The following is a 23,859-nucleotide window of genomic DNA, read 5'->3' as shown; positions in this document are numbered from 1 at the left end:
ATGGCGGTCGGCATTACCGAACGTCGACGCCCATCCGCCTGATGAAGCGGCGCCCGGCACGTACAGCGGACGCCCCATGGCGGGGCTACGCTCGCTTTATGGCCGGCCCGGTTCAGTCGATCGAACGGGCGGCGGCGATCCTGCGTCTGCTCGCCGGTGGGCCCCGTCGACTCGGTCTCGGCGAGGTGGCGGCCTCGCTCGGGCTGGCGAAGGGCACCGCCCACGGCATTCTGCGCACACTGCAGCACGTGGACTTCGTGGAGCAGGACGAGGCGACCGGGAAGTACCAGCTCGGGGCAGCCCTGTTGCACCTCGGCACCAGTTACCTCGACGTGAACGAGCTGCGGTCACGCTCGATCAACTGGGCCGATGCTCTCGCCGCCCGCAGTGGGGAAGCGGTCCGTCTGGGCACCCCCTTGGAGGGCAAGGTCCTGATCGTCCACCACGTGTTCCGGCCGGACGACACACTCCAGACCCTGGACGTGGGCGCGCTGCTGCCCCTGCACGCCTCCTCGCTCGGCAAGGTGCTGCTGGCCTTCGGGACCGAGCCCGTGGAGTCGGCCCTGGAATCCGGGCTGGAGGCGTACACCCGGCACACCCTGGTCGCCCCGGAGCAGCTCACCCGGGCGCTCGCCGAGGTCCGGGAACTGGGATGGGCCGCCGAGGTCCAGGAAATGAGCATGGGAGATGCCGGCGTCGCCTCGCCGATCCGGGGGCACGGCGGTCTCGTGGTGGGCGCCATCGGACTGTCCGGCCCGGTCGAGCGGATCTGTGACAACCAGGGCCGACCCCGGTCCAGCCTGGTCACCCTGCTGCGCGAGGCCGCACGGGCGATCTCCAGAGACCTGGGCGCGGCCCGCTGGTAGTCCCACCGCCCCTCGATACATCGGAAGGGAGACCCGATCATGGTCGAACGGTATGTGATGTCCATCGATCAGGGCACCAACTCCACCCGGTGCATTCTGTTCGACCACCATGGTCGGCTGGTGTCGGTTGCCCAGCGGGAGCATCAGCAGCACTTTCCCCGTCCCGGATGGGTCGAGCACGACGCTCTCGAGATCTGGCGCAATCTGCAGCGCGTCGTACCCGAGGCCTTGTCCGTCGCCGGTGTCGCGGCCGGGGACGTCGTCGCCATCGGCCTCGCCAACCAGCGCGAGACGACGGTGCTCTGGGACCGGCTCACAGGTGCCCCGCTGGGCAGGGCGATCGTCTGGCAGGACACCCGCACAGCGCCGCTTGTCGAGGAGCTCAGACACCGACCCGGAGACGAGTTCTTCCTCGAGCGGTGCGGCCTGCCCCCCTCGACCTACTTCTCGGCGTTGCGCATCCGCTGGCTGTTCGACCATGTCAACGGGCTGGAGCAGCGGGCCAAGGACGGCGATGTGCTGTTCGGCACGATGGAGAGCTGGCTGATCTGGAACCTCACCGGCGGTGCGGACGGCGGCCTGCACATCACCGACGCCACCAACGCCAGCCGCACCATGCTGATGAACATCCGCACCCTCATCTGGGACGAGGAGCTTCTGGCGTTCTTCGGGGTGCCCCGCCCCATGCTGCCCGGGATCCGGCCTTCCGCCCAGAGCTACGGCGATGCCCGCACCGTCCTTCCGGGGATCCGTATTACTGCCGCCCTCGGTGACCAGCAGGCCGCCCTGTTCGGCCAGACCTGCTTCTCCCCGGGTGAGGCGAAGTGCACGTACGGAACGGGCAGCTTCCTGCTGCTCAACACCGGGACCGACATGGTGCGGTCCCGGCACGGACTCCTCTCGACCGTCGCGTACAAGATCGGGGACCAGCCCCCCGTCTACGCCCTGGAGGGTTCGATAGCCGTCACCGGCTCGCTGGTCCAGTGGTTCCGTGACCGGCTGGGACTGATCAGCAGCGCCCCCGAGATCGAGACCCTCGCGCGGACCGTCGAGGACAACGGCGGCTGCTACATCGTCCCCGCGTTCTCGGGTCTGTTCGCACCCCGCTGGCGCAGCGACGCACGCGGGGTCATCGTCGGCCTCACCTCGTACATCACCAAGGGCCATCTGGCCCGAGCCGTCCTGGAGGCCACCGGCTGGCAGACACGCGAGGTCGTCGACGCCATGAACGCCGACTCCTCCGTCGCCCTGAAACAGCTCAAGGTGGACGGCGGGATGACCTCGGACAACCTGCTCATGCAGTTCGTGGCCGACGTACTCGACGTGCCGGTGGTGCGGCCCATGGTCGCCGAGACGGTCTCCCTCGGCGCCGCCTACGCCGCCGGGCTCGCCGCAGGCTTCTGGCCGGATCTGGAAGTCCTGCGCCGCAACTGGCACCGGGCCGCCCAATGGCTGCCGGACATGGACCCTGAACATCGGGAGTCGGAGTACGACAACTGGCAACGAGCCGTGGAGCGGTCGCTGGGGTGGATCAAACCGCCGAGGCGCACTTGAGGGTGAAGGCGTCCTCGGATGCTGTGTGCATGCGATCTGTACGGGTACCCGCGCGGCAGAAGGAAGCCGTGAACCAGCAGTTCGCGACCTGCTCGTGGCCGGTGAGGACGAAGACATGGCTCAGCCGCAGAAGAAGGACCTGGTGGAGGTGCTGCTGGACCAGTACGGGCGGCACAGCCTCGCTGAAGAGGCAGAGATCCACCTCAGGAACTGGCCGCACGCGCTGTTCCAGTTGCTGCAGCTGGCAGCACTGACCGACGCCGGAGTGACCCCCGAGACAGCCGTACGCACGTTCATGACCCTGCGCGGTCACCACTGGTCGACCGCAGGAAAGGTACGGCAGGCCGGGCCCGCCAAGATCGCCGAGGTCCTCGCCGACGCCGGATACCCCGAGGGTGACCGCAGGCGCATCAGCACGGCGATGACCGATGCGGCACTGCACCTGCAGGAAGACCACGGAGGCGACCTCGGCGAACTGCGCGACGACGCGAAGATGGACCCGCAGCGGGAACGGGAACTGCTCCGGCACTTCGCGAACGTGGACGACGACGTGGTGGATGCCTTCTTCCGGGAGGCCCAGCTGCTGTGGCAGGAGCTGGGCCCGTTCGCCGACAAGAAGGCGCTCGACGCCGCCGACCGGCTCGCCCTGGGCGATGACGCGGACTCCCTGCGCTCGCTCGTGGACGACGACCGGCAGTTCGTACGGCTCATCGACGCACTGGTGCGGATCCGTCACGACGAGGGCGGCTACCAGAAGGTGCGGGAACTGGCCGGTCGGCAGAGCTGACAGCGGGCGTCGCCGGCCGGCGAGGGGCCGGCTCGTCGGTGCCCAGTGGGGTCAGGGCGTCGGTGCGGTCGAGGTAGCAGAAGGCGTCGTAGCGCTGGGCCAGGACGGTGGGTACGTAATTGCTCACGGGTTCGTACTGCGCCCGGTAGACGACGCCGATGGCCCGGTGGCCGCGCTCCTGGTGGAACCACTCGCGCCGGCCGGTGACGGGCGGCCTCTGCAACTGCACGTGAGGGAAGACGAACAGCGCCCGCTGCCCGGGCAGCGCCTGGTGCAGCAGGTCCTCCAGGCTGCCGGCGTGCGCGGGCGGAACATCCATGATCCTCGGCACGTCTCCCCACCTCTCCGCGGCGATCACGGTCCCGGAGTGCGAACCGAAGCCGACCAGCACCACGCCGTCGCCCATATGGCGTTCACGCACCAACTGGCCGACGTTGACCAGGCCCCTGTCGGCCATGTCCGTGGCGCGGGCGTCCCCGATGTGGGTGTTGTGCTCCCACACCACGGCCTTGGCGCCGGAACCGTAGCGCTCCATCAGACGGTCCAGCGTGTCGGCCATGTGATGGTCGCGGATGTTCCACGACTCGGGGCCGCTGCTGAGCATGGCCCGGTAGTAGCGCTCGGCGCCGGCCAGCACCTCCGCGTTCTGCCGCGCGGCGAACTCGGCGAGAGAGCCGTCCGTCACCGCCGTCTGCGCGGTCCGCTGCCGCAGCTCGGTGAGCAGGGACACCACCTGCGGCTCGCAGCCCTCGGGCAGGATGCGGGTGGCCACCGCGTAGGACTGCGGGTCCTCGGCATACGGCTCGAAGCAGCGGTATGCCTCCAGGGCATGGTCCACCCGGTCGGGATCGTGCTCGCGCAGGTGGTCGAGCACCGCGTGCAGCGACTCCCACATGCTGTAGACGTCCAGTCCGAAGAAGCCGACGCGCCGCTCCGGCGGCCGTTCCTCGTTGTGCCGGCGCAGCCACCGGGCGAAGGCGGCCACGTCCGTGTTGCCCCACAACCACGCCGGCCACCGCCGGAAGCCCGCCAGCACGTCCCCGGGATCCTCGGGCGAGCCCGGCGCCGCGACCACCGAGCAGTGCACGGCCTGGCAGTCGGGCCAGTCGCCCTCGACGGCCACGAAGGAGAAGCCCTTCTCCTCGATGAGCCGACGGGTCAGCACATCACGTACCCGGTAATAGTCGGCCGTTCCGTGGGAGGCCTCGCCCAGCAGCACATAGCGGGCATCGCCGATACGTTCCAGCAGCGGGTCCAGCGACGCCGCCTCGGCCAGGGGCAGGGCCTCGTCCCGGATGCGGACCTGGTCGGTGTCGGACACGGCTTGTTCCCCTTCCGCGCGCTTGTCCTATCCCGCCCATTCGAGGAGGGGCTCGTGGCGTTCGGGAGCACGGAGTTCTGCCAGTGCCTGCTTCTCGAGCTGGCGTACCCTCTCGCGGGTCAGCCCCAGGTGCTCGCCGATCTGCGTGAGCGAGCGCGGTCGACCGTCGTGCAGGCCGTACCGCAGGGTGAGGATCATGGCATCTCTCGGCGGGAGCGTTCCGATAATCGCTCGCAGTTGTGCTGCGAGCGCGCGATACTCCACGACGTCGGCGGCCTGCAACACCTCGGTATCCTCGATCAGGTCGCCGACCACGGTCTCGCCGCTTTCTCCCACAGGGGTGTCGAGGCTGATCGCCTCACGCCCCACACGGCGCAGTTCCGCGACCCTCTCGACCGAGAAGCCGGTCTCCGCAGCGACTTCCTCCACCGTCGGCTCGCGCCCCAGCCTCCCCAGCATCCGGCGTTCGACGCGGCCGAGTTTGGACAGGTTCTCCACCACGTGCACGGGCAGCCGAACGGTGCGTGCATGCTGGGCCAGTCCGCGTTCGATGGCCTGCCGGATCCACCAGGTGGCGTACGTCGAGAACTTGTAGCCCTTGGTGTAGTCGAATTTCTCCACCGCCCGGATCAACCCCATGTTCCCTTCCTGGATGGTGTCCAGGAAGGGCAGGCCACGGCGCGCATGCCGTTTGGCCATCGCCACGACCAGCCGGAGGTTGGCGCGGATCATGTGGTCCTTGGCGTGCTGTCCGTCACGGGCCACCGCCTCCAGGTCCCGGCGCCACTGCGGGGCGAGTTCGCGCCGGTCGGCTTCTGCCTCCCGCAGCAGCTCCTCGGCGTACACCCCGGCCTCGATCCGCTTGGCCAGATCGACCTCCTCAGCAGCGGTCAGCAAGGGAATGGATCCGATCTGGGTCAAGTACTGGCGTACCAGGTCCGGCTCCTCATGGGGTTCGCCTGGTCGCGCCTGGCGACTGGTGGTACCAGCGTGCGTCTCGGGCGGCATGGTCATCAGCCTCCAAGGCGGAGCACCGCAATCGCCGTTCGGCTCCTGCCCATCATGAGTCCGCCTGATCTCCGCCTACCCCGCCCGGTCCTCGTCACGCAGTACCACTCGTCGTACCGCCAGGGGCGTGATGCGCAAGGTGGGCTCAGTTCGTCGAGTGCCAGATGATCTCGTCATGGGCGTTGAGGGCCGCAGCAGCGTCCTCGGCGTCGAGGGGCAGCGGTAGCGGACAGAGCGTGCGGATCTTGCTCAGCTCCCGGTGCGAGCGGACCAGGCCGGCGAAGTCGCGGGGGTATACGCAGGCATCTGTGCCGGTCAGGACGCCGATCTTGCGGGCGCGGGCCGCAGTGCGTGCCAGTCCTCGGCGCCGGCCAGCCCGATGGACTCGGTGCCGTGGTTGAACAGCAGGACCCGGATCTCGTCGTAGCGATCGGTGGCGTCCAAGTACGCTTCGAGGCCCGCCCGGAACATCTCGGTGCCGAAGACCGCCCAGTACGGCGCCGAGCCGGTGCGCAGGGCCAGCCAGGGGTTGTGAGCTGTTGTTGGTTGAGTACGTGTGAGCGCGTTCTGGCGTGGGTGAGTGCGTGTGCGGGCTGCGGCGTGCGCAGTTCCCGCGGGGGAACGGGGGTTCCCGGATCGAATGCGTGACCTTTTCGCGGGTGCGGTCGTTGGGTGTGGGTGGCAGACGTGTCCGGGGCGTGCGGATGGGGGGCGGGGTGGTGGGTGTGCCGCGTGAGCTGTCGGCGCCGTTCGTCGTCCTCGGCCCGTCCGGGGTCGCGATCCGTACCCGGCTCAAGGGCCTGACCGCTGGCGACGAGGAGGTGCTGCGGCTGGTCGGTGCGTATCTCGGGTCGCTGGCTTCCCGTGACCTGAAGCGGCGCTGTGCCGAGGGGCTGGGGCACTCCACGGACACGTGGGCGCAGCGCAAACGCGCGCTGACCGAGCAGTCCTCGTCGCGGTGGGCGGGCAGTATCACCAGGGCCACGCATGACCAGTGGGCGCTGTCGCGGCGTGCGCAGCTCGCCCACATTCAGGGCCTGGAGGCCGGGGTGCGCACGATCGCGCACCGGCTGTCGCTGCCGGTGGGCGAGAAGGGGACGAAGCGGGCGCCGGGCGGCTACCGCTCCCGGCAGGAGTGGTTCGCCAAGACCCGCCGCCTGCACCTCCTGGAAGACCGGCTGGCCGCCGAGCGGGCCGACCGCGACGCCGGACGCGTCCGCGTGGCACGTGGCGGCAAGCGGCTGGCCCGCAACCGGCACCACCTCGAACAGGCCCAGCTCACCGAGGACGCATGGCGGCAGCGGTGGGAGGCCGCGCGCTGGTTCTGCCAGGCCGACGGCGAGAGCGGGAAGCGGTTCGGGAACGAGACGATCCGCGTCACCCCGGACGGGGAGGTGAGCATCAGGCTCCCGGCGCCGCTCGCCCACCTGGCCAACCGCGGGCACGGCCGGTACGTCCTGGCCGGCACCGTCGCCTTCCGCCATCGGGGCGAGGAGTGGGCCGACCGGGTGTCGGCGAACCGGGCCGTGGCCTACCGCATCCACCTGGATACCGGCCGCGGCCGCTGGTACCTCACCGCGTCCTGGACGATCCCGCCGGCTCTGACCGTTCCGCTGGCTCAGGCCCGCGCCGATGGTCTGGTCGGCGTCGACACCAACGCCGATCACCTCGCGGCATGGCGCCTGGACGAGTACGGCAACCCGGTCGGCGACCCGCGCCGGTTCTTCTTCGACCTCGACGGACCAGCCACCTACCGCGACGCCCAAGTACGACACGCGCTGGTGCGCCTGCTGCACTGGGCCAAGCGGCACGGCCTGAGCATCGCGATCGAGGACCTGGACTTCCAGGTGGAGAAGACACGGGAGAAGCACGGCAGACGGAAGCGGTTCCGCAAGCTGATCTCCGGCATGCCGGTGTCCAGGCTGCGCTCCCGGCTGGTGTCGATGGCGGCCGAACTCGGCATCACGATCGTGGCCGTTGACCCGGCATACACGTCCCAGTGGGGCGCCCAGCACTGGCAGAAGCCCCTCACCAGCAACAAGCGCGCCACCACGCGGCATGATGCCGCCTCGGTGGCGATCGGAAGGCGCGCCCTCGGGCACCCGATCCGGCGACGGACGGCACCGCCCCACGACGACCGGAGCGATCGTCGTGGGCATCGGACCACCCAGGCCGGACCGGGCGCCCGGAGGCGTGAGGAATCCCGCCCCCGCATCCCCGGACCACGGACACGATCCGTGCGCGCCGGACGCGGAGCGAACGCGGTGGACCAGTGTGCCCAACACCGTTCGGGGCACGCGGCTGAGCATGGGTTCTGGCAACAGGACTCACTCCCGCTCAGCCCGTAGGAACGGTCTGCAGTCCGGCCTCCTCGATGACCTCGCCACCTTCACCCGGCAGCACGGCCTCGACCTGGACCTCCTGCGCTTCGACATGCCGCAACGGCTCAGCCCTGCCGTCGCCGACCTCTACCGCCGCTGGTACGCAGATCGTGGCCTGCCCGCCAACCGCCTCCTGGTCGAGTCGTTCCTCCTGCTCAACCCCATTCCGCCTCGGGACTCTCGCCGTCGGGGGCGGGCGGGTTCCACCAGCGCACCGGGGAACCGTAGCGGGCGAGCAGTTCGGCGACGCGAGGACCGCCGTGACGGTATTCCTCGGGAGTGGCGTCGCCCAGGGCGCCGAACTGGAACACATAACGGTCGTCCACCCTCGTGGTGGGCCAGCGCAAGGTGCAGTCGTCGTCGACGACCCTCCCGCCGGGAGCCAGGCGGTCCTGAATGAACCGACGGTAGGGCTCGGGCAGCCGACGCCACTTGACCCGGAAGTACGTCATCCCGGCGATCATGAGACGGTCCTGATGGGGATCGTGCATGTGGTGCAGTACGAGGTCCGGGTTGGCGGCGAGCAGAGCCCGGCCCGCACCTTTGGTGGCGGCCAGGTCACCTCGCGGATCGTCCACCGCGACGCCGCTGCGGCGCACGGGCAGCAGCAGCAGCGTCTGCGGCAGCCACGCCGCATCCAGCGCCGCCGCCAGATGGACCAGGGCGCCGTTGGAGGATCCGATGAAGATCAACGGGTAACGGCGATGGGGACAGTGACCGGTCACCCACGCAGCGAGTGCGTCCGAACGCACCTCTCCGGCCTTGCGCAGTGGAATGGCCCCGGTCCAGCCGCTGGCTGCGTACGCCCGCTCCTGGGCGGCCGTCGGTAACCGGTTGAGCGTGCCCAGCAGGCCGGACAGCGGCAACTCCAGGGTGGCTGGCATCTGGCCGACGGCCGGGACATTCCGGCCCGCGAGGAACCGTGACAGGGCACGCAGCATCCCGGTGGCCGAGTCGAACGCGGCTACTGCCCTCTCCGCCCTCATACAACCCGCCACCGACCCGCACCTGTCCACGTCCGAGGTAAAGGAGGGTGGCCGAGCCGATGACGATCATGGCGATGATCACGACGGTGAACATGGCTGCCTTCTTTGGCTCTCGGTTCGCACGTTGGTCTGCTTCATTTCCGTCAATTCCCGTCGGCTCATTGAATGTTGAGGCCGACCGGGTGGTGTCCACGCGACGTAGGCACCACCCGGGGCATTTGCGGTCAGCGCCTGAAAGCGTCCTTGGCCTTGTCGCCGGCCTGCTTCAGGCTTCCGGAGAGCCGGCCGGTCGTGCCTTCGCGCTGCAGTCGCCGATTGCGGGTGGTCCGGCCGATGCGTTCGGTGATCCGGCCCTTGAATTCCTGTGCCTTGTGCTTGATCGTCTGTCCGACGCTCATGATTGTCCTCTGCGTGTCCGCTGGATGGGCTCCCGCGCGTGATCGCCGTACAGGCGGTCGTTCCCGCGGGGGATGGGGCGTGGAGTGGATTACCTGCGGCTGCGGCTGTACCGGCGCCTGCCACCGTTGCGTCCGCGCACGGCGAAGCCGACGATCCAGAGGACCAGCAGGACGGCTGCGACCCACCACAGGATCTGCAGGGTGAAGCCGAACCCGAAGACCACCAGGATCACCAGAAGGAGAAGAATCCAGAACATTGCCGGGCCTCCAGATCGCGGGGATTTCCTTGATTCCGCGGGGTCCGGGCGAAGCGGGAAGGTGGAATGCTGCGGCCGAATAATCCGGAGTGGCACAGCCCTACGCCGTGCTGCCAGTCAACGCCCGGCAACGTCCCTTGTCAACGCAGCGCCGACACTGAGGAGTTCTGGGAGCTGGGCAGGAGCCGCCGGGGTGAACGGAGCCCCGGCGGGGGCTTCGGCCGACTCGGTCGGCGGCGTCGGCAGGATGTGGTCCTCCCACCAGGACAGGGCCATCACGGTGGCGAGCAGGACGAAGGGGGGCGAAGCGGGAACGATCAGCGCGTACATGTGTACCGCCTGGTGTGGGATGCGTGCGACGCGGCGGGCAGCAGATCGGTGCCCGCTCGGGGCGTGACCGGGATCGCGTGACGATGGGCGCGTACGGGAACGGCCTCGTTCGTGACGCGGCGGGTTCCGGCACCGATGCGCAGGGTGCGCCCCCTGGGGAGCGCGCTGGCGGTGCGACGCTGCCAGGGGCAGGGGCGGCATGTCGCACGCTAGACCTCGCCGCAGCTCCCCAACAGGTCTTAAGCAGCCATCCATGCCGGGCAGGACGCGCTTACGTCGCACGGTATCCACAACCGTTGGACAGGGCTACGCTGTGGGGTGAGGCCCCAGTCCCCGGTATCGATGCTGTGTCCCGCTCCCGGGGAGGCCCACCGTGTTCGTCCTGCTCCTCATTCTCATCGCGGTCCTGTTCGGCTTCGGCTTCCTCAATCCCATCTGGTGGGTGGCTGCGGCGGTGCTGGTCTACGCCGCAACCCAACACGGCCGCGATCGTGGCGGAGGCCGGAGCCCTGGAGGCAGTTCCGATCTCGGGGACTACCGGGACTACCAGGAGCGCCGGAATCGTCAGGAACGCTGGGACCGCCGCTACAGCCGTCAGAACCGGGCGCGCTGGCGGCGCGAGGACCGTCGGGACCGCGAACACCGCAGGTGACCCGTGACGTTGCCCGGTGCGGGTTCCGGGACGGCGACAGCCAGGCCGGACGCGTCGAGATCGTTGAGAGGTGTATGCCATGCAGCGCACCAGCGTGATCCAAGAGGAGTGGTGGGATCTGCGGGTCGAGGCCACGTGGGGGAACGCGTCGGCGGGACAGGATGTCGTGGCGCTGCGCGCCGAGAACGATCAGCTGCGGCGGGCGCTGGCCGGCCGTGCGGTCATCGACCAGGCCCGCGGCATGGTGATGGTCCTGACTCCCTGCCGCCGCGGGGCGGCCAGGGACCTACTGGTGGATGTCTCTCGGCAGTGCAACGTCAAACTTCCGGAGGCGGCCGCGGTCCTGGTCGCCGCCTGGGAGGGCAAGCCGCGCCCGGTGCGGATGCAGCGTGCGCTGCGTCGATTTCACGCGGAGAACCAGAGGTGCAACTCACGACCGCCAGGCGGGTCGTCCAGGTAGGGAGAGGTCATGATTCACGCAGCCGACGTCCGAGAATGGCGCAACCTCGATGTCGTCGACACCGAGTCGCACAAGATCGGTGTCCTGGAGGCGGTCTATGTGGACACCACCACCGATGAGCCGGCCATGGCCACGGTACGGACCGGACTGCCCACCCGGCACCGTCTGGTCTTCGTCCCTCTTGAGGACGCGATCGCCGGGCCGGGCTATCTCAGGGTCGGCTATGTCAGAACGCTGGTGAAGCAGGCCCCCTCGATCGGCACCGACGGCGTGTTGCCCGCCGAGCAGGAGGAAGCGATCTTCAAGCACTACGGACTGCCCTACAAGCCGGGTGCGGCCGGAGAACGGCAACTGGCGCGCCGCTGACCACCTATGGACGGGATGACTGCCCTGTGAGGTACGGACCATGCACCAGGTGACCCCGCCCCGTGAAGAACAGCGGCTGTTGACGGCTGTGCCTTCGGCGGGGGACGCGGCTTTGCTGGCCGAGGTCGTCGAACTGCGTGCCAGGAACGAGCAGTTGGGGCGGGCGCTGGCGAGCCGTGCGGTGATCGACCAGGCGCGCGGCATGGTGATGGCCCTGGCGCCGTGTTCCAACGACCGGGCCTGGGACCTGCTGGTGGACGTGTCGCAGCACTGCAACATCAAGCTACGTGACGTGGCTGCGGCTCTGGTCGCTACGACGAGGGACCGGACGCTCCCGGAACCGATACAGCGGGAGCTGCGCCGAGCATTGCGGCGCCTCCATGCGGCGGACCGGAGATGACGGCGTGCGCGCCCAACGGACGGCACCGGGAGCTGCGAGCTCAACTCTCCGGTGCCTTCGTCCAGGACGGCCGTCGGACGCCTCTGTTGTGTAGCCCGCCTCGTGGATCCCAAACACCGGTGGTGCGGTTCCTCGTCCGTTCTGCCCTGATCACTGCTTCGCTGTCGACACTTCGCCGGACGGCATGACAGGCCCACCGGCCCTCTCCGCTCCACATCCCCTGTAGGCAGGCGCAGTTGCCCCTGTTTGAAACCGGGCTGCCCGGGAACTCATTCGATGTGCTTCAGACCGGAGGCACGCCCGTGGGAGCAGCTGTCGCTGCTCCCCAGCGTGCTGCGGTCCGACGGCTCCCACGGTGAGCGACGCCACCGATCAGGGAGACACGTGCCCATGCCGTACGCACGCACCCAGAGCCCACGAAGCGCATACCGCTACGACGACGCCCTGGACACCGATGCCGCGTTCCGCCGTATCGCGGCCCTGCCGGACGGCCCGGAGAGGACCGCGCTGCGGCAGGAGGTGGTGTGCGCCTGGGCGCCGATGGCCGTACGTCTCGCCCGGCGCTTCCGTCATCGCGGCGAGTCCTTCGAAGACCTCAAGCAGGTCGCCCAACTCGGCCTGGTCAAGGCAGTGACCCGCTTCGACCCAAGCCTTGGCAGCGCCTTCCCGAGCTTTGCCATACCGACGATCCTGGGCGAAGTGAAACGGCACTTCCGTGACCACCTCTGGGATGTGCACGTACCGCGACGCGTACAGGAGCTGCGCAGCCAGGTCCGCTCCGCCGGCCACGAGTGCGCTTCGCTCTACGGCCGCGAACCCTCCGTCCACGAGATCGCCACGCACACCGGCCTCACCGAGGCGGAGGTACGGCTGGGCGAGGGAGCGCTGGAGAGCTTCACCTCCCTGTCCCTGGATGCCATACCCGGTCACTCCGAGCACAGCCACCCACTGACCGACACTCTCGGTGGCACAGAGCCCGGCTTCGACCTGATCGTCAACCGTGAGGCGCTCCGTCCGCTGCTGCGGGCACTGCCCGAACGCGAACGGCAGATCCTCTACATGCGGTTCTTCTGCGAGATGACGCAGAGCCGCATCGCCCTGCAGCTCGGTCTCTCGCAGATGCACGTCTCCCGGCTGATCATCCGCACCTGTGCGCGCCTGCGCGACCAGGTGATGGCCGAGGCCCACGATCGCAGGAGGACAGTGTGACGACGTCCCGGGTGCACGGGCGGCGCCGGACCGCCAGGGGGCGGTGTGGGCCGTTCCCTGGCGCGGGCGGTGCCCTGCGGGCAGGGGCGATGCCGTTCGTCTCCATCGAAGCGGGCCCCGGCAAGGGCGTGGATCAGGACCCCAGACCGGTGAGGGGTTCGGAACTGTCGATGAGGGCACGGGCCACATCGGCCAGGCGCCGGTTGTGGGCGCGGGCGTAACCGCGCAGCGCGCTGAACGCCTGCTCCATGTCGATGCCCTGGCGTTCGGCGAGTTTCCCCTTGGCCTGTTCGATCAGTACCCGGCTGTTCAACGCCGTCTGCAGTTGTTCGTTGAGCACCGTGCTGCGCTGAGCGGTGCGTTGTTGCAGCAGGCTGATGGTGGCGACATCGGCCAGGGCCTGGGCGACGGGTGTGGCGGCCGGGTCGAAGGGGCGGGGGGTGGTGCGGAAGAGGTTCAGGGCGCCGACGATCTCGTCCCGTAAACGCATGGGCAGGGCCTGGACTGCCCCGAACCCGCTGCGCTGGGCCGCCACCGCGAAGCGCGGCCAGCGGGCGGTCACCGTACCGAGGTCGGGGACGATCACCGGTACGCCGGTACGGAAGCACTCGAGGCAGGGGCCTTCGTCGTTCTGGAGCTGGAAGAGCTCCAGCAGGCGCACCCGTTCGTCGGAGGCGGCCATGACGCGGAGTTTGCCGTCCCGGTCGGCGAGCAGCACCCCGGCGGCGCTCGCATCGAGCATGCCGACGCAGCGGTCGGTCAGCAGGCGCAGGAAATCGATGAGGTCGAAGTCGGCGACCAGATTGTCGGCCAGCTCGACGAAGGTCTTGGCCAGAAGCTGTTGATCCATCGTGGGCACCCTTGATTGAGACTAGTCCCTGCCCGAAGGGGCGGGAAGTACGGCACGTTCCTCGGCCGGGACCGAACGTCAGGTTTCTTCCTCGGCCTGATCCGGCTCCGCGTCCGGGGAGAAACGAAGCCGTCGGGCCACCACATCGGCGGCCACGTCCGCGAGCCGGCGTCCCTGCCCATAGGCGTAGGCGCGGAGCCGGACGAAGGCTTCTTCGATGCCGACTCCGAGCTGAACCGTGAGCATCCCGCTGGCCTGGTCGATCTCCGCTCGGTATGTGCCCAGGTCCTCGAAGCTGCGGTCCGGCATCGGCCCGTCGGTCGGTGCGCCCGTCTCGTCGATCCTTGTGTCGAGCAGGAGCAGCGTTGCGAGATCGGCGAACGCCAATGCGTCGGCCAGTTCCTCCGTGTTCAGTACGGTCGGAATGCTGGCGTACAGGTCCAGAACTCCCGGGCTGATCGCCCCCTTCTGCAGGGGGAGCGAGAACACCGCGCGGGCTCCGGCTTCCAGGGCCGCATCGGCGAACACGGCCCAGTGATCCTGAAGTTCAGTGGTGAGCAGATCGGGTGTCAGGACGGCCGAGCCCCGTACAAAGGCGTCCACGCAGGGCCCCTCACCCAGCGTGAGCTGGAGCTCTTCCAGTTGCTCGCTGATGTCGTCGGTGCTGCACAACGGATGGCTCGCCGCGGCCTTGGACATCGCCGACAGCCCGGCCCCGCCGACCGGCAGCGCGGCCACAGCCGCGGTGCAAACGTCCACCACACTCACTCGGGCACCTCGTCGGACCGCCTGCTCGGCCACCAGCATCCGAATGCGGGCCGACCGCCTGTCAGACCCCACTGGGGCCACCGCCTCCAGGCATCGTGACAAGGCCCTCCAGCCTCGCCGTGGTGCGTTCCCCGAGGGGAAATACCAGCGCGCGGAACGTGGTGGCGCCCGCCGGCCTGCGAAGCTCTCCGATGTCCAGCCACCCCCAGGAGCGGAGCGCAGCGAGGGTTGGGCGATCGGCCCGGTCCACCAGGGCGGCGCCGAGCGATGCCTGATGGTCGGTCAGCAGCCGCTCCTGCACACGATGGGCGAGTTCCCGGTCCTGAGGGTGCGGCCGGATCAGGATGTCGGCGAACGCGAAGACGTTGCCGGACACTGTGAGTTGCTCGATGCTGCGCGGCAATGCTCCGTCGAAGCCGAGCCACCAGGAGCCGTCGCCGCGTACCGGGAATCCGAAGGCGCATCCCATCAGGCTGTCCGTCTCGGCGATCACCATGGCGAATCCCGGTCGGCGCATGTCCGCGGTGAGACGGTTCAGGAAGTTCTGGCGGCTGGGACGGCGGTATGGATCACCCGGCGCCGTTGCGCGGGACTCCACATACAGAGCCGCCAGATCCTCACGCAGGCCCTCCACCAGCCAACGGTTCAGCCGACGCAACCGCACCGGAGCCACGGCCGACGGCTCGCCGTCCCCCGGCTTCCGTGACTGTCCCCGCCCGGGTTCGGCCGTCATCGCACATCACCCGAGAGAACAGGCGCAAGCGGGACAGATCGGTGCGGCGAGGCTGGACGGGGCGCGGCCGGGGTGTCGCCGAGAGGAGGTGGCAGGTGGCCGAACGGACGGCCGAGGAGCAGGAACCCGCAGCCGGCGAGGCCGAGAATCCGAGCCGGCGGCGTCGGCGGATGGTGCAGTCGCAGGGTCCCGCCGGCCACAGTGGTCTGCTGCGCAGCGTGGAGGAATGCGTTGAGTCCGCTGCAGTCGCAGAAGGTGACGGGGGTGAGGTCGACGTCGATGATGCGGATACCGTCCCGCAGGCACCGCGCCAGGGACACGCGTACCAATGGCGCGGACTCGAGGTCGATCTCACCGGCCAGGGTGATCAGCGCCTGCTTCCTTCGGTCATGGCGGTAGACGGTGAGCTGTAAGAGGGGCATGACGCCTCGGTTCGGAAGACCATCCGGCAGCGGGCACGGTGGGCCGGAGTTCCGGCCCCTGGGCGCGCTCCCGGCAGGGGCGTATTTTCGGCGGAGGCAGAGCAACGGCCGGTCCGACAGCCTGCGCAGCAGGACAGAGGACCCACCCAGTTCTCTCCAGGGATGCGCCAGGTGACAGACGAAGAGTCCGCACCAGGCAGCCATCTGGGTTCAGCAACAGCATGCCGCCGGGGTCTGGGACGTCTACACAGCAGCGTAGTCCTCGCGTCGTGTGACGGATGGTCCGAAGCAGCCCAATCCCAGGATATGGACGGTGCAAAAAACGCGGTGGCGCGTGTGTATCCGAGGCACCGCACGGTACTCGTGCCTGAAGTACTCATGACGGCCGCCCGAGTAGGGCACTCCGTGCACCGCCCCAGGAGGTGGCTCGCATGACGGAGCCGAACAGTTCAGTTCTGCGGAAGCCTGATCCGGCTGAGTCCCACCCTGGCCTGGGCACGATGCTGCCGGCTGCGTCGGAGCCCCGTGGCAAAACGACCATCGCGGACGGAGTGGTGGAGAAGATCGCCGGGATCGCCGCACGGGAGGTCCCCGGAATCAACGCACTGGGCGGCGGATTCACCCGCACCATGGGAGCCATGCGCGACCGGGTCCCGGGCGGGCGCCCGAGCGCGGGGCGCGGTGTCAACGTGGAGGTCGGTCAGAAACAGACCGCCATCGACCTCCAGGTCGTCGTGGAATACGGGGTGAGCATCACCGACGTCGCCGCAGAGGTCCGCGAGAATGTGATCGCGGCGGTGGAACGGATGACGGGCCTGGAAGTCGTCGAGGTGAACATCGCGGTCAACGACGTCCATTTGCCGGACGAGGGCAGTCCGGAGACCAGTGAGGGGCGAGTGCATTAGGGCGACGCCTCAGAAGCGGTAGGCGTGATCGGAGGTACATGCCCGAACCCTGGGTGACGGGCCGCGTCGAAGGCCCTGCGGTAGCGGGCACGCTCCTTGTCGCTCGGATCCGGGATCCGAAGGAACCGGCCAGCTTGCTGCACTTCCGCGATCAACGCCGCTCCGACTTCCGCAGGGGACGGCCGTGGCGGCTTCACAGCACGCGCCGATCGACATCGCCGGGATGAGGCCGCAGCTGATGCGTGAGGGGCAGTGCGTTCTTTGGACTCGGGCGTCAAGGAACGTTGCGTGCGCGGAGCCCGCTCCGGCCGGTCCGGAAGATGGCCGTGCTCCAGGTAGAAGCGTCCGCGTCAGCGATCTCCGCCTGCCACTTCCCACCCTGCTTTCGAAGACCGCGGGCAGGAGGGCCGGCTCATCAACTCCTTCCTCGGCGTCGCCGTTCCGGCCCGGTCCATCACAGGAGCACACGATCGGAGCCGGTGTCCGCGAGGAGCCGGGCGGTCTGCGGGGACGGGTGGTGCAGCCGGAGGGACGCGTGGGTCTCGGCGGCGTGCCGCGATGCGTCGAGGAAGACGCGCAGGCCGCTGCTGTCGCAGAGGCCGACGGTGGTCAGATCGACGTCGATGGTGGTGATGCCGTCATGCAGGCACCGCTCCAGAGCGGTCCGCACCTGGGGCGCGGTGGCCGGGCCGATCTCACCGGCCAAGGTGATCAGTGCTCGCCTGCCCCGGTCGTGCCGGTAGATGTTCAGCTGCGGAAGAGTCATGACGCCTCGGTTCATGGGTCCCGGCCGCTCCTCGCGCGGTCCATGGCCGGGTGTACGTTCGCGGGCGCACGTGTCGGTACGAGCCGAGTCGACGGTCCGTGTGCGAGGCCGGTGATGGAAACCGGCTGGTCACCTGCGGTGAGTGGTACGGCTGCGGCGGCGGCGCGGCGGAAAGCGGCCGCGGCCGCCGTCGCGGTGGTCCCGCCGTTCGCCAGTGGTCGGCGACTCGGACCGGTCCGGTCCCACCGGGGGCTGCGGCGTGCCGCGGCCGCGGCGGCCGGGCAGGGGGCGCTGTACCGGTGCACGGCGATTCTGTCGGCGTGCTGGAGGTTGAGCTGGTGGATCACGTATGCCGCTGCTGCGATGAGAACCACGAAGGCGGCGGCTGTCAGGAAGGCGTTCATGGCGGCCACCTCACATACCGATGATCAGGCGACTGGCCCGACCGGGCGGACCGGTCTGCTCCGGAACGGCTGCGGACACCGCGGAGGCACCGCCTTCGTACTCCCATGACTCGTCCGGGTCCAGTGGCTCGTCGGTCGCGGAGACGCCGTGCCGGGCCTCGTCCGCGGCGATGAGCGCGCTCGCGGTCAGTGGCGGGCCGTCGTAGTCGGACGCGGCAGCCATCAGCCGGGCCGCCGACTCCGCCCCGGTTTCGGGCGGGATGACCAGCAGGTCCCAGCGTCCGGTGCCGTAGGAGAGCAGCAGCAGCTTGTGCGGGTCGATTTCCGGGGTGAACCAGCCGACCTTGACGATGTGGCCGTCCACGGGAACCTTGCGGGGGATGACCGGCCAGTACTTCGGGTTGACGGCGATGCGGGTGATGCGGCCCCACAAGGGGTCCAACACGTCGGTCAGTGTGGGCAGTTCGCTCAGCAGATCCCGGGAGCGGGGCCACCAGGCACCGTCCAGGAGTCCGCGGGACGTGCCGTCGGTCTTCAACGCGAGACGCGCGGCCGGGGCTGCGACGGACTCGTGGTGCGGCGGGGATGGGTACAAGGTCGCCGACATGATGCGGACCCGTCTCCGGGCCGCCTCTGCGGCGGCCCGGGTTTCATCGTTCGCCGAGAACGACCCAGCGTGGAAGCCGGCGTGCGAAATGCCCTCGGTACTGTCCACACTACTCCGCGCTCCGCCGCAGCGCGGAGTAGTGGCCGCCTAGATGTGGAGCAGTCGCTGGGTGATCTCCCGGTACTGCCTCAGCGCGAGCCGGAGTTCGTCGGCCCCTGCCTCGGGATCCCGGTCCTGCCAGCCGGCGCGCAGGACACGCCGCCGTTCCGCAAGGGCGTTCACGAGCTGGGTGGTGGCTTCGTCGTAGGCGCTCTCGGCCTCTTCCAGCGCCTCGCGCGGGGTGTCGGCGAAGGTGTTGAGGGCGTGCCGGAGACGCTGGACGATCTTGTCCTGTTCATCCGACGGGAACAGCGGATCCGGGCCCGGGCTGCGGCGCTCGGCGGGGCCCGGGGTTCGGCCCGCGGGCTGCTGGGCGCGTGCCTGGTCGTACATCATCGGGTGCCGCTTCCGTTCCGCCTCAAGGCGTCCTTGGTCTTCTCGACGGCCTGTGTCAGGCTTCCGGAGACCCGGTCGATCCTGCCCCGGCGCTGCAGTCGCCCGTTGCGGGTGACCCGGCCGAGCTCTTCCGTGATCCTGCCCTTCATCGTCTGCGCCTTGTTCCTGATGGTCCGTGAAACGGTCATGGCCGGCCTTACTGTTGTCCGGTAGGTGAGTTCCCGCGGGGTCTGGGCGAGGCGGGAAGGCGGAATGCTTCGCCGTGTGTTCCGGAGTGGCATCGCCCTGCACCGTGCCGCCAGTCAACGTCCGGCGACGGTCCGTGTCAACGCGGTGGCACGCGACCCGGCCCGCCTCGTTTCGGAGCGTGCGGGAGTACGGTGGAGAAAGCGAGGTCTCTTCGTATGCCGGTGTCCGAACCGGCCCCGTCCTTGCGAATCCCATCACAGGGGCAGCCCGTGACCCCGGCCGCGCCATCCGCATCCAGGCCGAGGAGCCACGTATGCCACTCAGTCCGAACACCTCCACGACGGTCACACCGTCGGACACCGTCCCGCCGCCCCAGGGCTACGACGGGACGTCCCCCTTCCCGCCGGACGGCCCGGCGCCCGCGCGCAATGGCGGTGAGCGGCTGTACGTCACGGTGACGGCGGTGATCGTCGTGCTGCCGTTCGTGGCGATCGGCCTCGCAGGCTGGCTGCTGTGGGGGAGTCTCATCCATCCCGCCGACATCGTGCTCGCCCTCGTCCTCTACACGATCACGGGTCTCGGCGTCACGGTCGGCTTCCACCGCGGCCTCACCCACGGCGGCTACCGGGCCGTGCGTCCCGTGCGGATCGCGCTCGCGGTGGCCGGTTCGATGAGTTTCCAGGGCGACGTCATCGGCTGGGTCGCCACTCACCGCCGCCATCACGCCTTCACTGACCGGCCAGGCGATCCGCACTCCCCGTACCGCTACGGCACGCATCTGCGCGGCCAGTTGCGCGGGCTGCTGCACGCTCATGTCGGCTGGCTGTTCCGCAACGACCGCACACCTGCCGACCGGTACGCCCCCGACCTCCTTGCCGACCGCGACATCCGTGCCGTCGCCCGCGCATTCCCGGCGCTGTGCGTCCTCACGCTCGCCCTGCCGTTCGCGGCGGGCTGGGTCATCGGCGGTACGTGGCTGCACGGCGTAACCGCCCTGCTGTGGGCGGGACTTGTGCGCATCGCGCTGCTCCACCACGTCACCTGGAGCGTGAACTCCCTCTGTCACATGATCGGTGAGCGGCCGTTCCGCACCCGGCGCCACGACCGGGCCACCAACCTGTGGCCCCTCGCCCTGCTGTCGTTCGGCGAGAGCTGGCACAACCTCCACCACGCCGACCCCACCAGCGCCCGCCACGGCGTCGACCGCGGCCAGCTCGACCCCTCCGCCGCCGTCATCCGCCTCCTCGAACGCCTCGGCTGGGTGCACGACGTGCGCTGGCCCACTGCGGAGCGCGTCGCCGCTCGCCGCGTCTGACACCGACCACTCACCTCCTCTGTCGCACAGCAGTTGACAGGAGCTTCCATGACCACCGCACTGCAACCCCCGCCTCCCTCCCATCCCCTCCTTCGCCTGCGCCTGGCCCCCCACGGCGGCATGCCCCGGCCCATCGACGGAGCGTGGTGGCCTCGTTCGTACGACCTGCTCGCCGAACTCCCCCGGCTGCTCGCCGGGTTGCCGCGCGCGTGGGGCCACATCACCAGCGTCACCGTCAACGGGGCGGTGTGGTCCGCTGTGCCCGGCCGGATGCTCGTCTTCAACCAGGTCGTACGGCTGCGCAGGACCGTGGCGGCATCCGCCCCGCACACCATCGTCCTGCTCGCCCCCGGTCGGGGGCGCTGGGACCTGCTGGTCGTGCCTCCGGATACGACCGAGGAGGCCGCGGAACCGCTCATGGCAGCCGCCGCAGGCGATCACGTGTGACTGGACCCGCCACGCACTGCCCGGCCGCGGCGGCCGATGCGTTCTGCGTGCCGGTCATATCCCCACAGCGCGCTGCTGATTCCGGCCGTGTGACGAGAAAGCACTGCCGCTCCCGTCCTTCCCGGCCTCCGGGCCTCCGTGGCGGGCCCGTTCCGCCGTGATGAGCGCGGTCGCGGTCATCGACGGACCGGTGTCCGCACTCGCGGCGGCCATCAGCCGGGCGGCCGAGGGGGCACTGGTCTCCGGGGGGATCACCAGAAGGTCCCAGCGGCCTGCGGTGTAGGACAGCAGAAAGATCCCGTGCGGATCCAGCTCAGAGGTGAACCAACCGATCTTCACCACATGGCCGTTGACGAAGATCCTGGGTGGGAGGATCGGCCAGTGGCGGGGGTTGACCGCGATACGGGTGATCCGCCCCCACAGCGGATCCAGCACGTCCGCCAGAGCGGAGAGTTCGTGTGTCAGGTCACGTGAACGAGGCCACCAGGCGCCGTCCAACTCGACGTGCCCTGGTGAAGGGCTCTCGGATTTCAGCGCGAGGCGTGCGGTCGGGGCCCGGAAGGGAACGGCCCGTAGCGGGGGATGAGGGGTGGTCGCGGACATCACGCAAACCTGTCTCCGGACCCCTGCGCAAAGCGCGGCCGCCCGGTGTCGTCGCTCACCGGGAACGACACCGGCATCGGGGCCGGTGTGCGAAGTGCTCCCGATGAGTTCACGCTACTCCCCGAAGAGGCCGGACGGACCGCTCCTGGACGTCGGCTCACTTCCGGCGGCGGGCGTCCTCCGCGGAGCGGCTGGTCTCCAGCCAGGACCGTGCCGGTTCTGCCGGGCGGGTGGTGTCCACGGTGAGCTGGAGGCGGGTCCCTCCCTCGGTGTCCGCGGGATAGCTGCGCTGCTCGGTGGCGGCGAAGCAGTGGCGGAGAACCTCCGCGACGCGACGGGCGACCTCGGGGGAGGCGGCGACGATGTTGACCTCGGCGTGCCCGTCCGGGGGTGTTGCCGTGGGCTGCATGGCGACCTCGTTGTGTGGGCACAGATTGGCGGACCGGATCTTTCACTCTACTCCGGCGTCCGACTCCGGCTCCCCGCGTGTGACCAGGCTCCTGCCGGACGCCGTCCACCAGGCCGTGCAGCCCGGGACGGCTGTCGTACGGCTGGAGACGACGCACGACCGCTGGGGTGTTCTCGACGGGGCGTGGCGGCCGCGTTCCCGGGACATCGCCGCGGAGCTCCCCGCCCTGATCGCCGCGCTGACCGAGTACCTCGGGCCGGTCACGCGCGTCGGCCTGGACGCCGATGCCTGGGAAGGACTGCCGACGAGGCTGGTCATCGATGACCGCGTCGTGCACATCGACTCCTTCCCGGTCGGCGACGACACCGTCCTCATCACCCGGGGCGATCAGGACCACTTCTCCCTCCTCGTGGTCCCGCCGCACGCGACGCCCGGCGCGGCCCGTGCCGCGATGGCCGAGGCCGTCCGCGCCGACAACGTGATGCCGGCCGAACAGATCCTCATCGACACCGGCACCGACCGAGCAGCGCCGGAGATGTGAGAGCGGGGCAGCCGCGGCGGTCCTCGGGCCGGACCGGTGCGGGTGCCGGGATGGCCGTGGTGTCGAAGTCGCCCGGGATGATCCGCGTGGCGAGGGGACTTGACCGATTCCTCCGGATCCTTCGGCTTCAATGGAACGGCACCGCAGCTCCGTTCCGAACCACGGAACCTCGGCGAACAGCCCGTTCCGGATCGGGCCGTGACGGCCCGTGCCTCAGCCGAAGGCGAGCGCGCGGAAGGCGTTGCGGACGTAGGTCAAGGGTTGGCGGTCTCCACTCCGGCGCCGGTCAGCTGCTGCGGACCAGTGAGGCGGCACTTGGTGGGCGACAGCTCGTGGATCTCGGCGCCGAGGCGGGCGAATTGGGGCAGTAGGTTGCCGTGGCGGCCGGGGTTGATGGTGTCGGAGAAGAGGTGCGTGCCGGAGCGGGTGAGGGCCAGGGCCATCAGGGGTGGTTCGAAGTCGGCGTCCAGGCCGCCAGGGGCGAGGGAGGCGACGGCTCGCAGCGGTCGGCTGGTGGGGCGGGTGTCTTGGGCCCGGACGGTGAGGACGTCGTCCTCGGTGCCGGCGGACACGCCGAGCCATCGAAGAGCGCTGATCAAGGGAGCGACGTCGTCGCCGCGTACGCCGCAGATACGTGCGTCGCCGCCTGTCGCTGCGACGGCACACGCCAGAGTGCCGGCCTCGATCTTGTCGCCGGGCACCTTCCAGGCGATGGTCTCCACGGGGGCGGACGGGGACGGCGCGAGCGTGAGGAGGGACTTGCTGACTCGGCACTGCCATCCGGCCGTCTGTAACGCCTCTACGACGCTGAGCACTTCTGGCGAGAGGTTGGGCAGCCCCAGCTGCAGCGGTCGTCCGGCCACGACCGCGCGCAGGAGAGCGGCGATACTCGCGCATCGGGAGCGGAAGGGCAGCATGATCGAAACCGTTCCGGTCCGTGCGGCAGCTGCTTCCACGAGGTAGCCGCGGTCGTTGACGGTGGTGCCGTCACCGAAGCGCTCGTAGACCTTGAAGTGCTGCTCCATTCCGCGTTCCCCGATCCGGCAGCCGCCTGGCCAGGGGAGTCGGGCCCTGCCGTATGCGCCCAGCAGTGCGGGTACGAGGTAGTACGAGGCTCGGATGCGTGTGGCGATCTCGGGGTCAGGTCCCGGTTGCGGCTTGTCGCTGGGCAGGATGACCGTGGTGTGCGGATCGCTGAGGGGGCGGGCAGTGTGCCAGCCGGCCTGCTGGAGCAGGGTGAGCATCGTTTCGACGTCCGTGTTCGCCGGGACGTTGCCCATGTGCACCGGGCGGTGCAGGGCCGCGGCGGCGGCCAGAAGCGGTAGGGCCGCGTTCTTGGACCCGTCGACAGCCACGGAGCCGGCAAGGGGGGTGCCGGGCCGGGTGGCGACTACTTCGGCGGCGACTGGGGGGATCCGTACGGCTGTCAA

The 23,859-nt window shown here is 69.5% G+C and carries 32 protein-coding genes; 13 read left to right on the top strand and 19 right to left on the bottom strand.

The window, feature by feature from the left end:
- Positions 1-98 precede the first annotated feature (98 nt).
- The 3 genes from ACFVJQ_RS26165 to ACFVJQ_RS26155 all read left to right on the top strand — a co-directional run bounded on the left by ACFVJQ_RS26165 (position 99) and on the right by ACFVJQ_RS26155 (position 3,207).
- Positions 99-866 carry an IclR family transcriptional regulator gene (locus ACFVJQ_RS26165; protein WP_385515573.1) on the top strand — a complete coding sequence of 256 codons (768 nt, stop codon included), beginning with the start codon at positions 99-101 and terminating at the stop codon, positions 864-866.
- Positions 867-905: 39 nt separating this feature from the next.
- Entirely contained in the window at positions 906-2,420 is a 1,515-nt protein-coding gene (glpK, locus tag ACFVJQ_RS26160; protein ID WP_385515574.1) for a glycerol kinase GlpK, read from the top strand.
- Positions 2,421-2,535: 115 nt separating this feature from the next.
- Positions 2,536-3,207, top strand: a complete 672-nt coding sequence (locus ACFVJQ_RS26155; RefSeq protein WP_385787429.1) for a hypothetical protein — start codon at positions 2,536-2,538, stop codon at positions 3,205-3,207.
- Here the strand turns inward: ACFVJQ_RS26155 and ACFVJQ_RS26150 are convergent.
- The 3 genes from ACFVJQ_RS26150 to ACFVJQ_RS26140 all read right to left on the bottom strand — a co-directional run bounded on the left by ACFVJQ_RS26150 (position 3,128) and on the right by ACFVJQ_RS26140 (position 5,980).
- Positions 3,128-4,528 (bottom strand): erythromycin esterase family protein, encoded by a 1,401-nt coding sequence (locus ACFVJQ_RS26150; RefSeq protein ID WP_385515576.1) that lies wholly within the window; start codon positions 4,526-4,528, stop codon positions 3,128-3,130. The two genes, ACFVJQ_RS26155 and ACFVJQ_RS26150, sit on opposite strands and share 80 nt — an antisense overlap.
- Before the next feature lie 27 nt (positions 4,529-4,555).
- Positions 4,556-5,542, bottom strand: a complete 987-nt coding sequence (locus ACFVJQ_RS26145; RefSeq protein ID WP_385787426.1) for a sigma-70 family RNA polymerase sigma factor — start codon at positions 5,540-5,542, stop codon at positions 4,556-4,558.
- Between the two features lie 309 nt (positions 5,543-5,851).
- On the bottom strand, positions 5,852-5,980 hold the full coding sequence (locus ACFVJQ_RS26140) for a hypothetical protein (RefSeq protein ID WP_385787424.1): 129 nt from the start codon (positions 5,978-5,980) through the stop codon (positions 5,852-5,854).
- Positions 5,981-6,255: 275 nt separating this feature from the next.
- Here ACFVJQ_RS26140 and ACFVJQ_RS26135 point away from each other — a divergent pair, with 275 nt between their 5' ends.
- Positions 6,256-7,884 carry an IS200/IS605 family accessory protein TnpB-related protein gene (locus ACFVJQ_RS26135; protein WP_385787421.1) on the top strand — a complete coding sequence of 543 codons (1,629 nt, stop codon included), beginning with the start codon at positions 6,256-6,258 and terminating at the stop codon, positions 7,882-7,884.
- Between the two features lie 188 nt (positions 7,885-8,072).
- On the opposite strand, the gene ACFVJQ_RS26130 is transcribed toward ACFVJQ_RS26135, so the two are convergent.
- The 4 genes from ACFVJQ_RS26130 to ACFVJQ_RS26115 all read right to left on the bottom strand — a co-directional run bounded on the left by ACFVJQ_RS26130 (position 8,073) and on the right by ACFVJQ_RS26115 (position 9,888).
- Positions 8,073-8,801, bottom strand: a complete 729-nt coding sequence (locus ACFVJQ_RS26130; RefSeq protein WP_385787418.1) for a hypothetical protein — start codon at positions 8,799-8,801, stop codon at positions 8,073-8,075.
- A gap of 326 nt (positions 8,802-9,127) precedes the next feature.
- Positions 9,128-9,301, bottom strand: a complete 174-nt coding sequence (locus tag ACFVJQ_RS26125) for a CsbD family protein (RefSeq protein ID WP_385787415.1) — start codon at positions 9,299-9,301, stop codon at positions 9,128-9,130.
- Positions 9,302-9,390: 89 nt separating this feature from the next.
- Complete coding sequence (locus tag ACFVJQ_RS26120) at positions 9,391-9,558, bottom strand: hydrophobic protein (RefSeq protein ID WP_224734197.1); 168 nt, start codon at positions 9,556-9,558, stop codon at positions 9,391-9,393.
- Between the two features lie 117 nt (positions 9,559-9,675).
- Positions 9,676-9,888 carry a hypothetical protein gene (locus ACFVJQ_RS26115; RefSeq protein ID WP_385787412.1) on the bottom strand — a complete coding sequence of 71 codons (213 nt, stop codon included), beginning with the start codon at positions 9,886-9,888 and terminating at the stop codon, positions 9,676-9,678.
- Between the two features lie 373 nt (positions 9,889-10,261).
- Between ACFVJQ_RS26115 and ACFVJQ_RS26110 the strand changes: the two genes are divergently transcribed.
- From ACFVJQ_RS26110 to ACFVJQ_RS26090, 5 genes are all read left to right on the top strand, one after another.
- Positions 10,262-10,540 (top strand): hypothetical protein, encoded by a 279-nt coding sequence (locus ACFVJQ_RS26110; RefSeq protein WP_385787409.1) that lies wholly within the window; start codon positions 10,262-10,264, stop codon positions 10,538-10,540.
- 79 nt (positions 10,541-10,619) lie between these two features.
- The gene (locus tag ACFVJQ_RS26105) at positions 10,620-11,000 is read left to right on the top strand and encodes an ANTAR domain-containing protein (protein ID WP_385787407.1); all 381 of its coding nucleotides are present in this window, start codon (positions 10,620-10,622) and stop codon (positions 10,998-11,000) included.
- Positions 11,001-11,009: 9 nt separating this feature from the next.
- A complete protein-coding gene (locus ACFVJQ_RS26100; protein WP_385787404.1) occupies positions 11,010-11,366 on the top strand; it encodes a PRC-barrel domain-containing protein in 357 nt (118 codons plus the stop codon).
- Between the two features lie 40 nt (positions 11,367-11,406).
- Positions 11,407-11,766 (top strand): ANTAR domain-containing protein, encoded by a 360-nt coding sequence (locus tag ACFVJQ_RS26095; protein WP_385787401.1) that lies wholly within the window; start codon positions 11,407-11,409, stop codon positions 11,764-11,766.
- Positions 11,767-12,156: 390 nt separating this feature from the next.
- On the top strand, positions 12,157-12,975 hold the full coding sequence (locus ACFVJQ_RS26090; protein WP_385787398.1) for a SigB/SigF/SigG family RNA polymerase sigma factor: 819 nt from the start codon (positions 12,157-12,159) through the stop codon (positions 12,973-12,975).
- 133 nt (positions 12,976-13,108) lie between these two features.
- Here the strand turns inward: ACFVJQ_RS26090 and ACFVJQ_RS26085 are convergent, their stop codons facing one another.
- The 4 genes from ACFVJQ_RS26085 to ACFVJQ_RS26070 form a co-directional block, all read right to left on the bottom strand.
- A complete protein-coding gene (locus ACFVJQ_RS26085) occupies positions 13,109-13,825 on the bottom strand; it encodes an ANTAR domain-containing protein (protein WP_385787395.1) in 717 nt (238 codons plus the stop codon).
- Positions 13,826-13,903: 78 nt separating this feature from the next.
- A complete protein-coding gene (locus tag ACFVJQ_RS26080) occupies positions 13,904-14,632 on the bottom strand; it encodes an ANTAR domain-containing protein (protein ID WP_385787392.1) in 729 nt (242 codons plus the stop codon).
- Positions 14,633-14,654: 22 nt separating this feature from the next.
- The gene (locus ACFVJQ_RS26075; protein WP_385787389.1) at positions 14,655-15,326 is read right to left on the bottom strand and encodes a hypothetical protein; all 672 of its coding nucleotides are present in this window, start codon (positions 15,324-15,326) and stop codon (positions 14,655-14,657) included.
- Complete coding sequence (locus tag ACFVJQ_RS26070; RefSeq protein ID WP_385787386.1) at positions 15,323-15,748, bottom strand: STAS domain-containing protein; 426 nt, start codon at positions 15,746-15,748, stop codon at positions 15,323-15,325. The genes ACFVJQ_RS26075 and ACFVJQ_RS26070 overlap by 4 nt, the downstream gene beginning before the upstream one ends.
- Positions 15,749-16,179: 431 nt before the next feature.
- On the opposite strand from ACFVJQ_RS26070, the gene ACFVJQ_RS26065 reads away from it, so the two are divergent.
- Positions 16,180-16,653 (top strand): Asp23/Gls24 family envelope stress response protein, encoded by a 474-nt coding sequence (locus ACFVJQ_RS26065; RefSeq protein WP_385787383.1) that lies wholly within the window; start codon positions 16,180-16,182, stop codon positions 16,651-16,653.
- 454 nt (positions 16,654-17,107) lie between these two features.
- Here the strand turns inward: ACFVJQ_RS26065 and ACFVJQ_RS26060 are convergent, their stop codons facing one another.
- Genes ACFVJQ_RS26060 through ACFVJQ_RS26040 form a run of 5 tightly spaced genes read right to left on the bottom strand, consistent with a single transcriptional unit; the run spans position 17,108 to position 19,113 of the window.
- Positions 17,108-17,419 (bottom strand): STAS domain-containing protein, encoded by a 312-nt coding sequence (locus ACFVJQ_RS26060; protein WP_385787380.1) that lies wholly within the window; start codon positions 17,417-17,419, stop codon positions 17,108-17,110.
- Positions 17,420-17,430: 11 nt separating this feature from the next.
- Positions 17,431-17,823, bottom strand: a complete 393-nt coding sequence (locus ACFVJQ_RS26055; protein ID WP_385787377.1) for a hypothetical protein — start codon at positions 17,821-17,823, stop codon at positions 17,431-17,433.
- Positions 17,824-17,833: 10 nt separating this feature from the next.
- Positions 17,834-18,538, bottom strand: a complete 705-nt coding sequence (locus ACFVJQ_RS26050; protein WP_385787374.1) for a DUF5994 family protein — start codon at positions 18,536-18,538, stop codon at positions 17,834-17,836.
- Between the two features lie 39 nt (positions 18,539-18,577).
- Positions 18,578-18,925 carry a hypothetical protein gene (locus ACFVJQ_RS26045; RefSeq protein WP_385787371.1) on the bottom strand — a complete coding sequence of 116 codons (348 nt, stop codon included), beginning with the start codon at positions 18,923-18,925 and terminating at the stop codon, positions 18,578-18,580.
- Entirely contained in the window at positions 18,922-19,113 is a 192-nt protein-coding gene (locus tag ACFVJQ_RS26040) for a CsbD family protein (RefSeq protein WP_385787368.1), read from the bottom strand. Before ACFVJQ_RS26040 ends, ACFVJQ_RS26045 begins: the two co-directional genes overlap by 4 nt.
- A gap of 314 nt (positions 19,114-19,427) precedes the next feature.
- Between ACFVJQ_RS26040 and ACFVJQ_RS26035 the strand changes: the two genes are divergently transcribed.
- Both ACFVJQ_RS26035 and ACFVJQ_RS26030 read left to right on the top strand, forming a co-directional pair.
- Complete coding sequence (locus tag ACFVJQ_RS26035) at positions 19,428-20,429, top strand: acyl-CoA desaturase (RefSeq protein WP_385787365.1); 1,002 nt, start codon at positions 19,428-19,430, stop codon at positions 20,427-20,429.
- A 48-nt stretch (positions 20,430-20,477) separates the two neighbouring features.
- Positions 20,478-20,876, top strand: coding sequence for a DUF5994 family protein (locus ACFVJQ_RS26030; protein ID WP_385787362.1), 399 nt, complete (start codon positions 20,478-20,480; stop codon positions 20,874-20,876).
- A 54-nt stretch (positions 20,877-20,930) separates the two neighbouring features.
- Here the strand turns inward: ACFVJQ_RS26030 and ACFVJQ_RS26025 are convergent, their stop codons facing one another.
- Together ACFVJQ_RS26025 and ACFVJQ_RS26020 are read right to left on the bottom strand one after the other, a co-directional pair.
- Positions 20,931-21,479, bottom strand: coding sequence for a DUF5994 family protein (locus ACFVJQ_RS26025; RefSeq protein ID WP_385787359.1), 549 nt, complete (start codon positions 21,477-21,479; stop codon positions 20,931-20,933).
- Positions 21,480-21,636: 157 nt separating this feature from the next.
- The gene (locus ACFVJQ_RS26020) at positions 21,637-21,888 is read right to left on the bottom strand and encodes an ACT domain-containing protein (protein ID WP_224738082.1); all 252 of its coding nucleotides are present in this window, start codon (positions 21,886-21,888) and stop codon (positions 21,637-21,639) included.
- Here ACFVJQ_RS26020 and ACFVJQ_RS26015 point away from each other — a divergent pair.
- Positions 21,887-22,429: a DUF5994 family protein gene (locus ACFVJQ_RS26015; RefSeq protein ID WP_385787357.1), complete on the top strand. Its 543-nt coding sequence runs from the start codon at positions 21,887-21,889 to the stop codon at positions 22,427-22,429. The two genes, ACFVJQ_RS26020 and ACFVJQ_RS26015, sit on opposite strands and share 2 nt — an antisense overlap.
- A 254-nt stretch (positions 22,430-22,683) precedes the next feature.
- On the opposite strand, the gene ACFVJQ_RS26010 is transcribed toward ACFVJQ_RS26015, so the two are convergent.
- Complete coding sequence (locus ACFVJQ_RS26010; RefSeq protein ID WP_385787355.1) at positions 22,684-23,859, bottom strand: UDP-N-acetylglucosamine 1-carboxyvinyltransferase; 1,176 nt, start codon at positions 23,857-23,859, stop codon at positions 22,684-22,686.

The organism is Streptomyces sp. NPDC127197, from assembly GCF_042672405.1.
Classification (GTDB): Bacteria; Actinomycetota; Actinomycetes; order Streptomycetales; family Streptomycetaceae; genus Streptomyces; species Streptomyces flavusporus.
This window is presented reverse-complemented; position numbering and strand designations above follow the sequence as displayed.

What these genes read in the sequence shown, in the direction of transcription:
- ACFVJQ_RS26015 (WP_385787357.1), top strand. Translation starts at nt 21,887, where the DNA reads ATGGCGACCTCGTTGTGTGGGCACAGATTGGCGGACCGGATCTTTCAC.
- ACFVJQ_RS26155 (WP_385787429.1), top strand. Translation starts at nt 2,536, where the DNA reads ATGGCTCAGCCGCAGAAGAAGGACCTGGTGGAGGTGCTGCTGGACCAG.
- ACFVJQ_RS26120 (WP_224734197.1), bottom strand. Translation starts at nt 9,558, where the DNA reads ATGTTCTGGATTCTTCTCCTTCTGGTGATCCTGGTGGTCTTCGGGTTC.
- ACFVJQ_RS26130 (WP_385787418.1), bottom strand. Translation starts at nt 8,801, where the DNA reads ATGCCAGCCACCCTGGAGTTGCCGCTGTCCGGCCTGCTGGGCACGCTC.
- ACFVJQ_RS26115 (WP_385787412.1), bottom strand. Translation starts at nt 9,888, where the DNA reads ATGTACGCGCTGATCGTTCCCGCTTCGCCCCCCTTCGTCCTGCTCGCC.
- glpK (WP_385515574.1), top strand. Translation starts at nt 906, where the DNA reads ATGGTCGAACGGTATGTGATGTCCATCGATCAGGGCACCAACTCCACC.
- ACFVJQ_RS26045 (WP_385787371.1), bottom strand. Translation starts at nt 18,925, where the DNA reads ATGATGTACGACCAGGCACGCGCCCAGCAGCCCGCGGGCCGAACCCCG.
- ACFVJQ_RS26080 (WP_385787392.1), bottom strand. Translation starts at nt 14,632, where the DNA reads ATGCTGGTGGCCGAGCAGGCGGTCCGACGAGGTGCCCGAGTGAGTGTG.
- ACFVJQ_RS26095 (WP_385787401.1), top strand. Translation starts at nt 11,407, where the DNA reads ATGCACCAGGTGACCCCGCCCCGTGAAGAACAGCGGCTGTTGACGGCT.
- ACFVJQ_RS26070 (WP_385787386.1), bottom strand. Translation starts at nt 15,748, where the DNA reads ATGCCCCTCTTACAGCTCACCGTCTACCGCCATGACCGAAGGAAGCAG.
- ACFVJQ_RS26030 (WP_385787362.1), top strand. Translation starts at nt 20,478, where the DNA reads ATGACCACCGCACTGCAACCCCCGCCTCCCTCCCATCCCCTCCTTCGC.
- ACFVJQ_RS26165 (WP_385515573.1), top strand. Translation starts at nt 99, where the DNA reads ATGGCCGGCCCGGTTCAGTCGATCGAACGGGCGGCGGCGATCCTGCGT.
- ACFVJQ_RS26020 (WP_224738082.1), bottom strand. Translation starts at nt 21,888, where the DNA reads ATGCAGCCCACGGCAACACCCCCGGACGGGCACGCCGAGGTCAACATC.
- ACFVJQ_RS26075 (WP_385787389.1), bottom strand. Translation starts at nt 15,326, where the DNA reads ATGACGGCCGAACCCGGGCGGGGACAGTCACGGAAGCCGGGGGACGGC.
- ACFVJQ_RS26040 (WP_385787368.1), bottom strand. Translation starts at nt 19,113, where the DNA reads ATGACCGTTTCACGGACCATCAGGAACAAGGCGCAGACGATGAAGGGC.
- ACFVJQ_RS26035 (WP_385787365.1), top strand. Translation starts at nt 19,428, where the DNA reads ATGCCACTCAGTCCGAACACCTCCACGACGGTCACACCGTCGGACACC.
- ACFVJQ_RS26055 (WP_385787377.1), bottom strand. Translation starts at nt 17,823, where the DNA reads ATGAACGCCTTCCTGACAGCCGCCGCCTTCGTGGTTCTCATCGCAGCA.
- ACFVJQ_RS26105 (WP_385787407.1), top strand. Translation starts at nt 10,620, where the DNA reads ATGCAGCGCACCAGCGTGATCCAAGAGGAGTGGTGGGATCTGCGGGTC.
- ACFVJQ_RS26090 (WP_385787398.1), top strand. Translation starts at nt 12,157, where the DNA reads ATGCCGTACGCACGCACCCAGAGCCCACGAAGCGCATACCGCTACGAC.
- ACFVJQ_RS26100 (WP_385787404.1), top strand. Translation starts at nt 11,010, where the DNA reads ATGATTCACGCAGCCGACGTCCGAGAATGGCGCAACCTCGATGTCGTC.
- ACFVJQ_RS26060 (WP_385787380.1), bottom strand. Translation starts at nt 17,419, where the DNA reads ATGACTCTTCCGCAGCTGAACATCTACCGGCACGACCGGGGCAGGCGA.
- ACFVJQ_RS26025 (WP_385787359.1), bottom strand. Translation starts at nt 21,479, where the DNA reads ATGTCCGCGACCACCCCTCATCCCCCGCTACGGGCCGTTCCCTTCCGG.
- ACFVJQ_RS26125 (WP_385787415.1), bottom strand. Translation starts at nt 9,301, where the DNA reads ATGAGCGTCGGACAGACGATCAAGCACAAGGCACAGGAATTCAAGGGC.
- ACFVJQ_RS26145 (WP_385787426.1), bottom strand. Translation starts at nt 5,542, where the DNA reads ATGACCATGCCGCCCGAGACGCACGCTGGTACCACCAGTCGCCAGGCG.
- ACFVJQ_RS26085 (WP_385787395.1), bottom strand. Translation starts at nt 13,825, where the DNA reads ATGGATCAACAGCTTCTGGCCAAGACCTTCGTCGAGCTGGCCGACAAT.
- ACFVJQ_RS26065 (WP_385787383.1), top strand. Translation starts at nt 16,180, where the DNA reads ATGACGGAGCCGAACAGTTCAGTTCTGCGGAAGCCTGATCCGGCTGAG.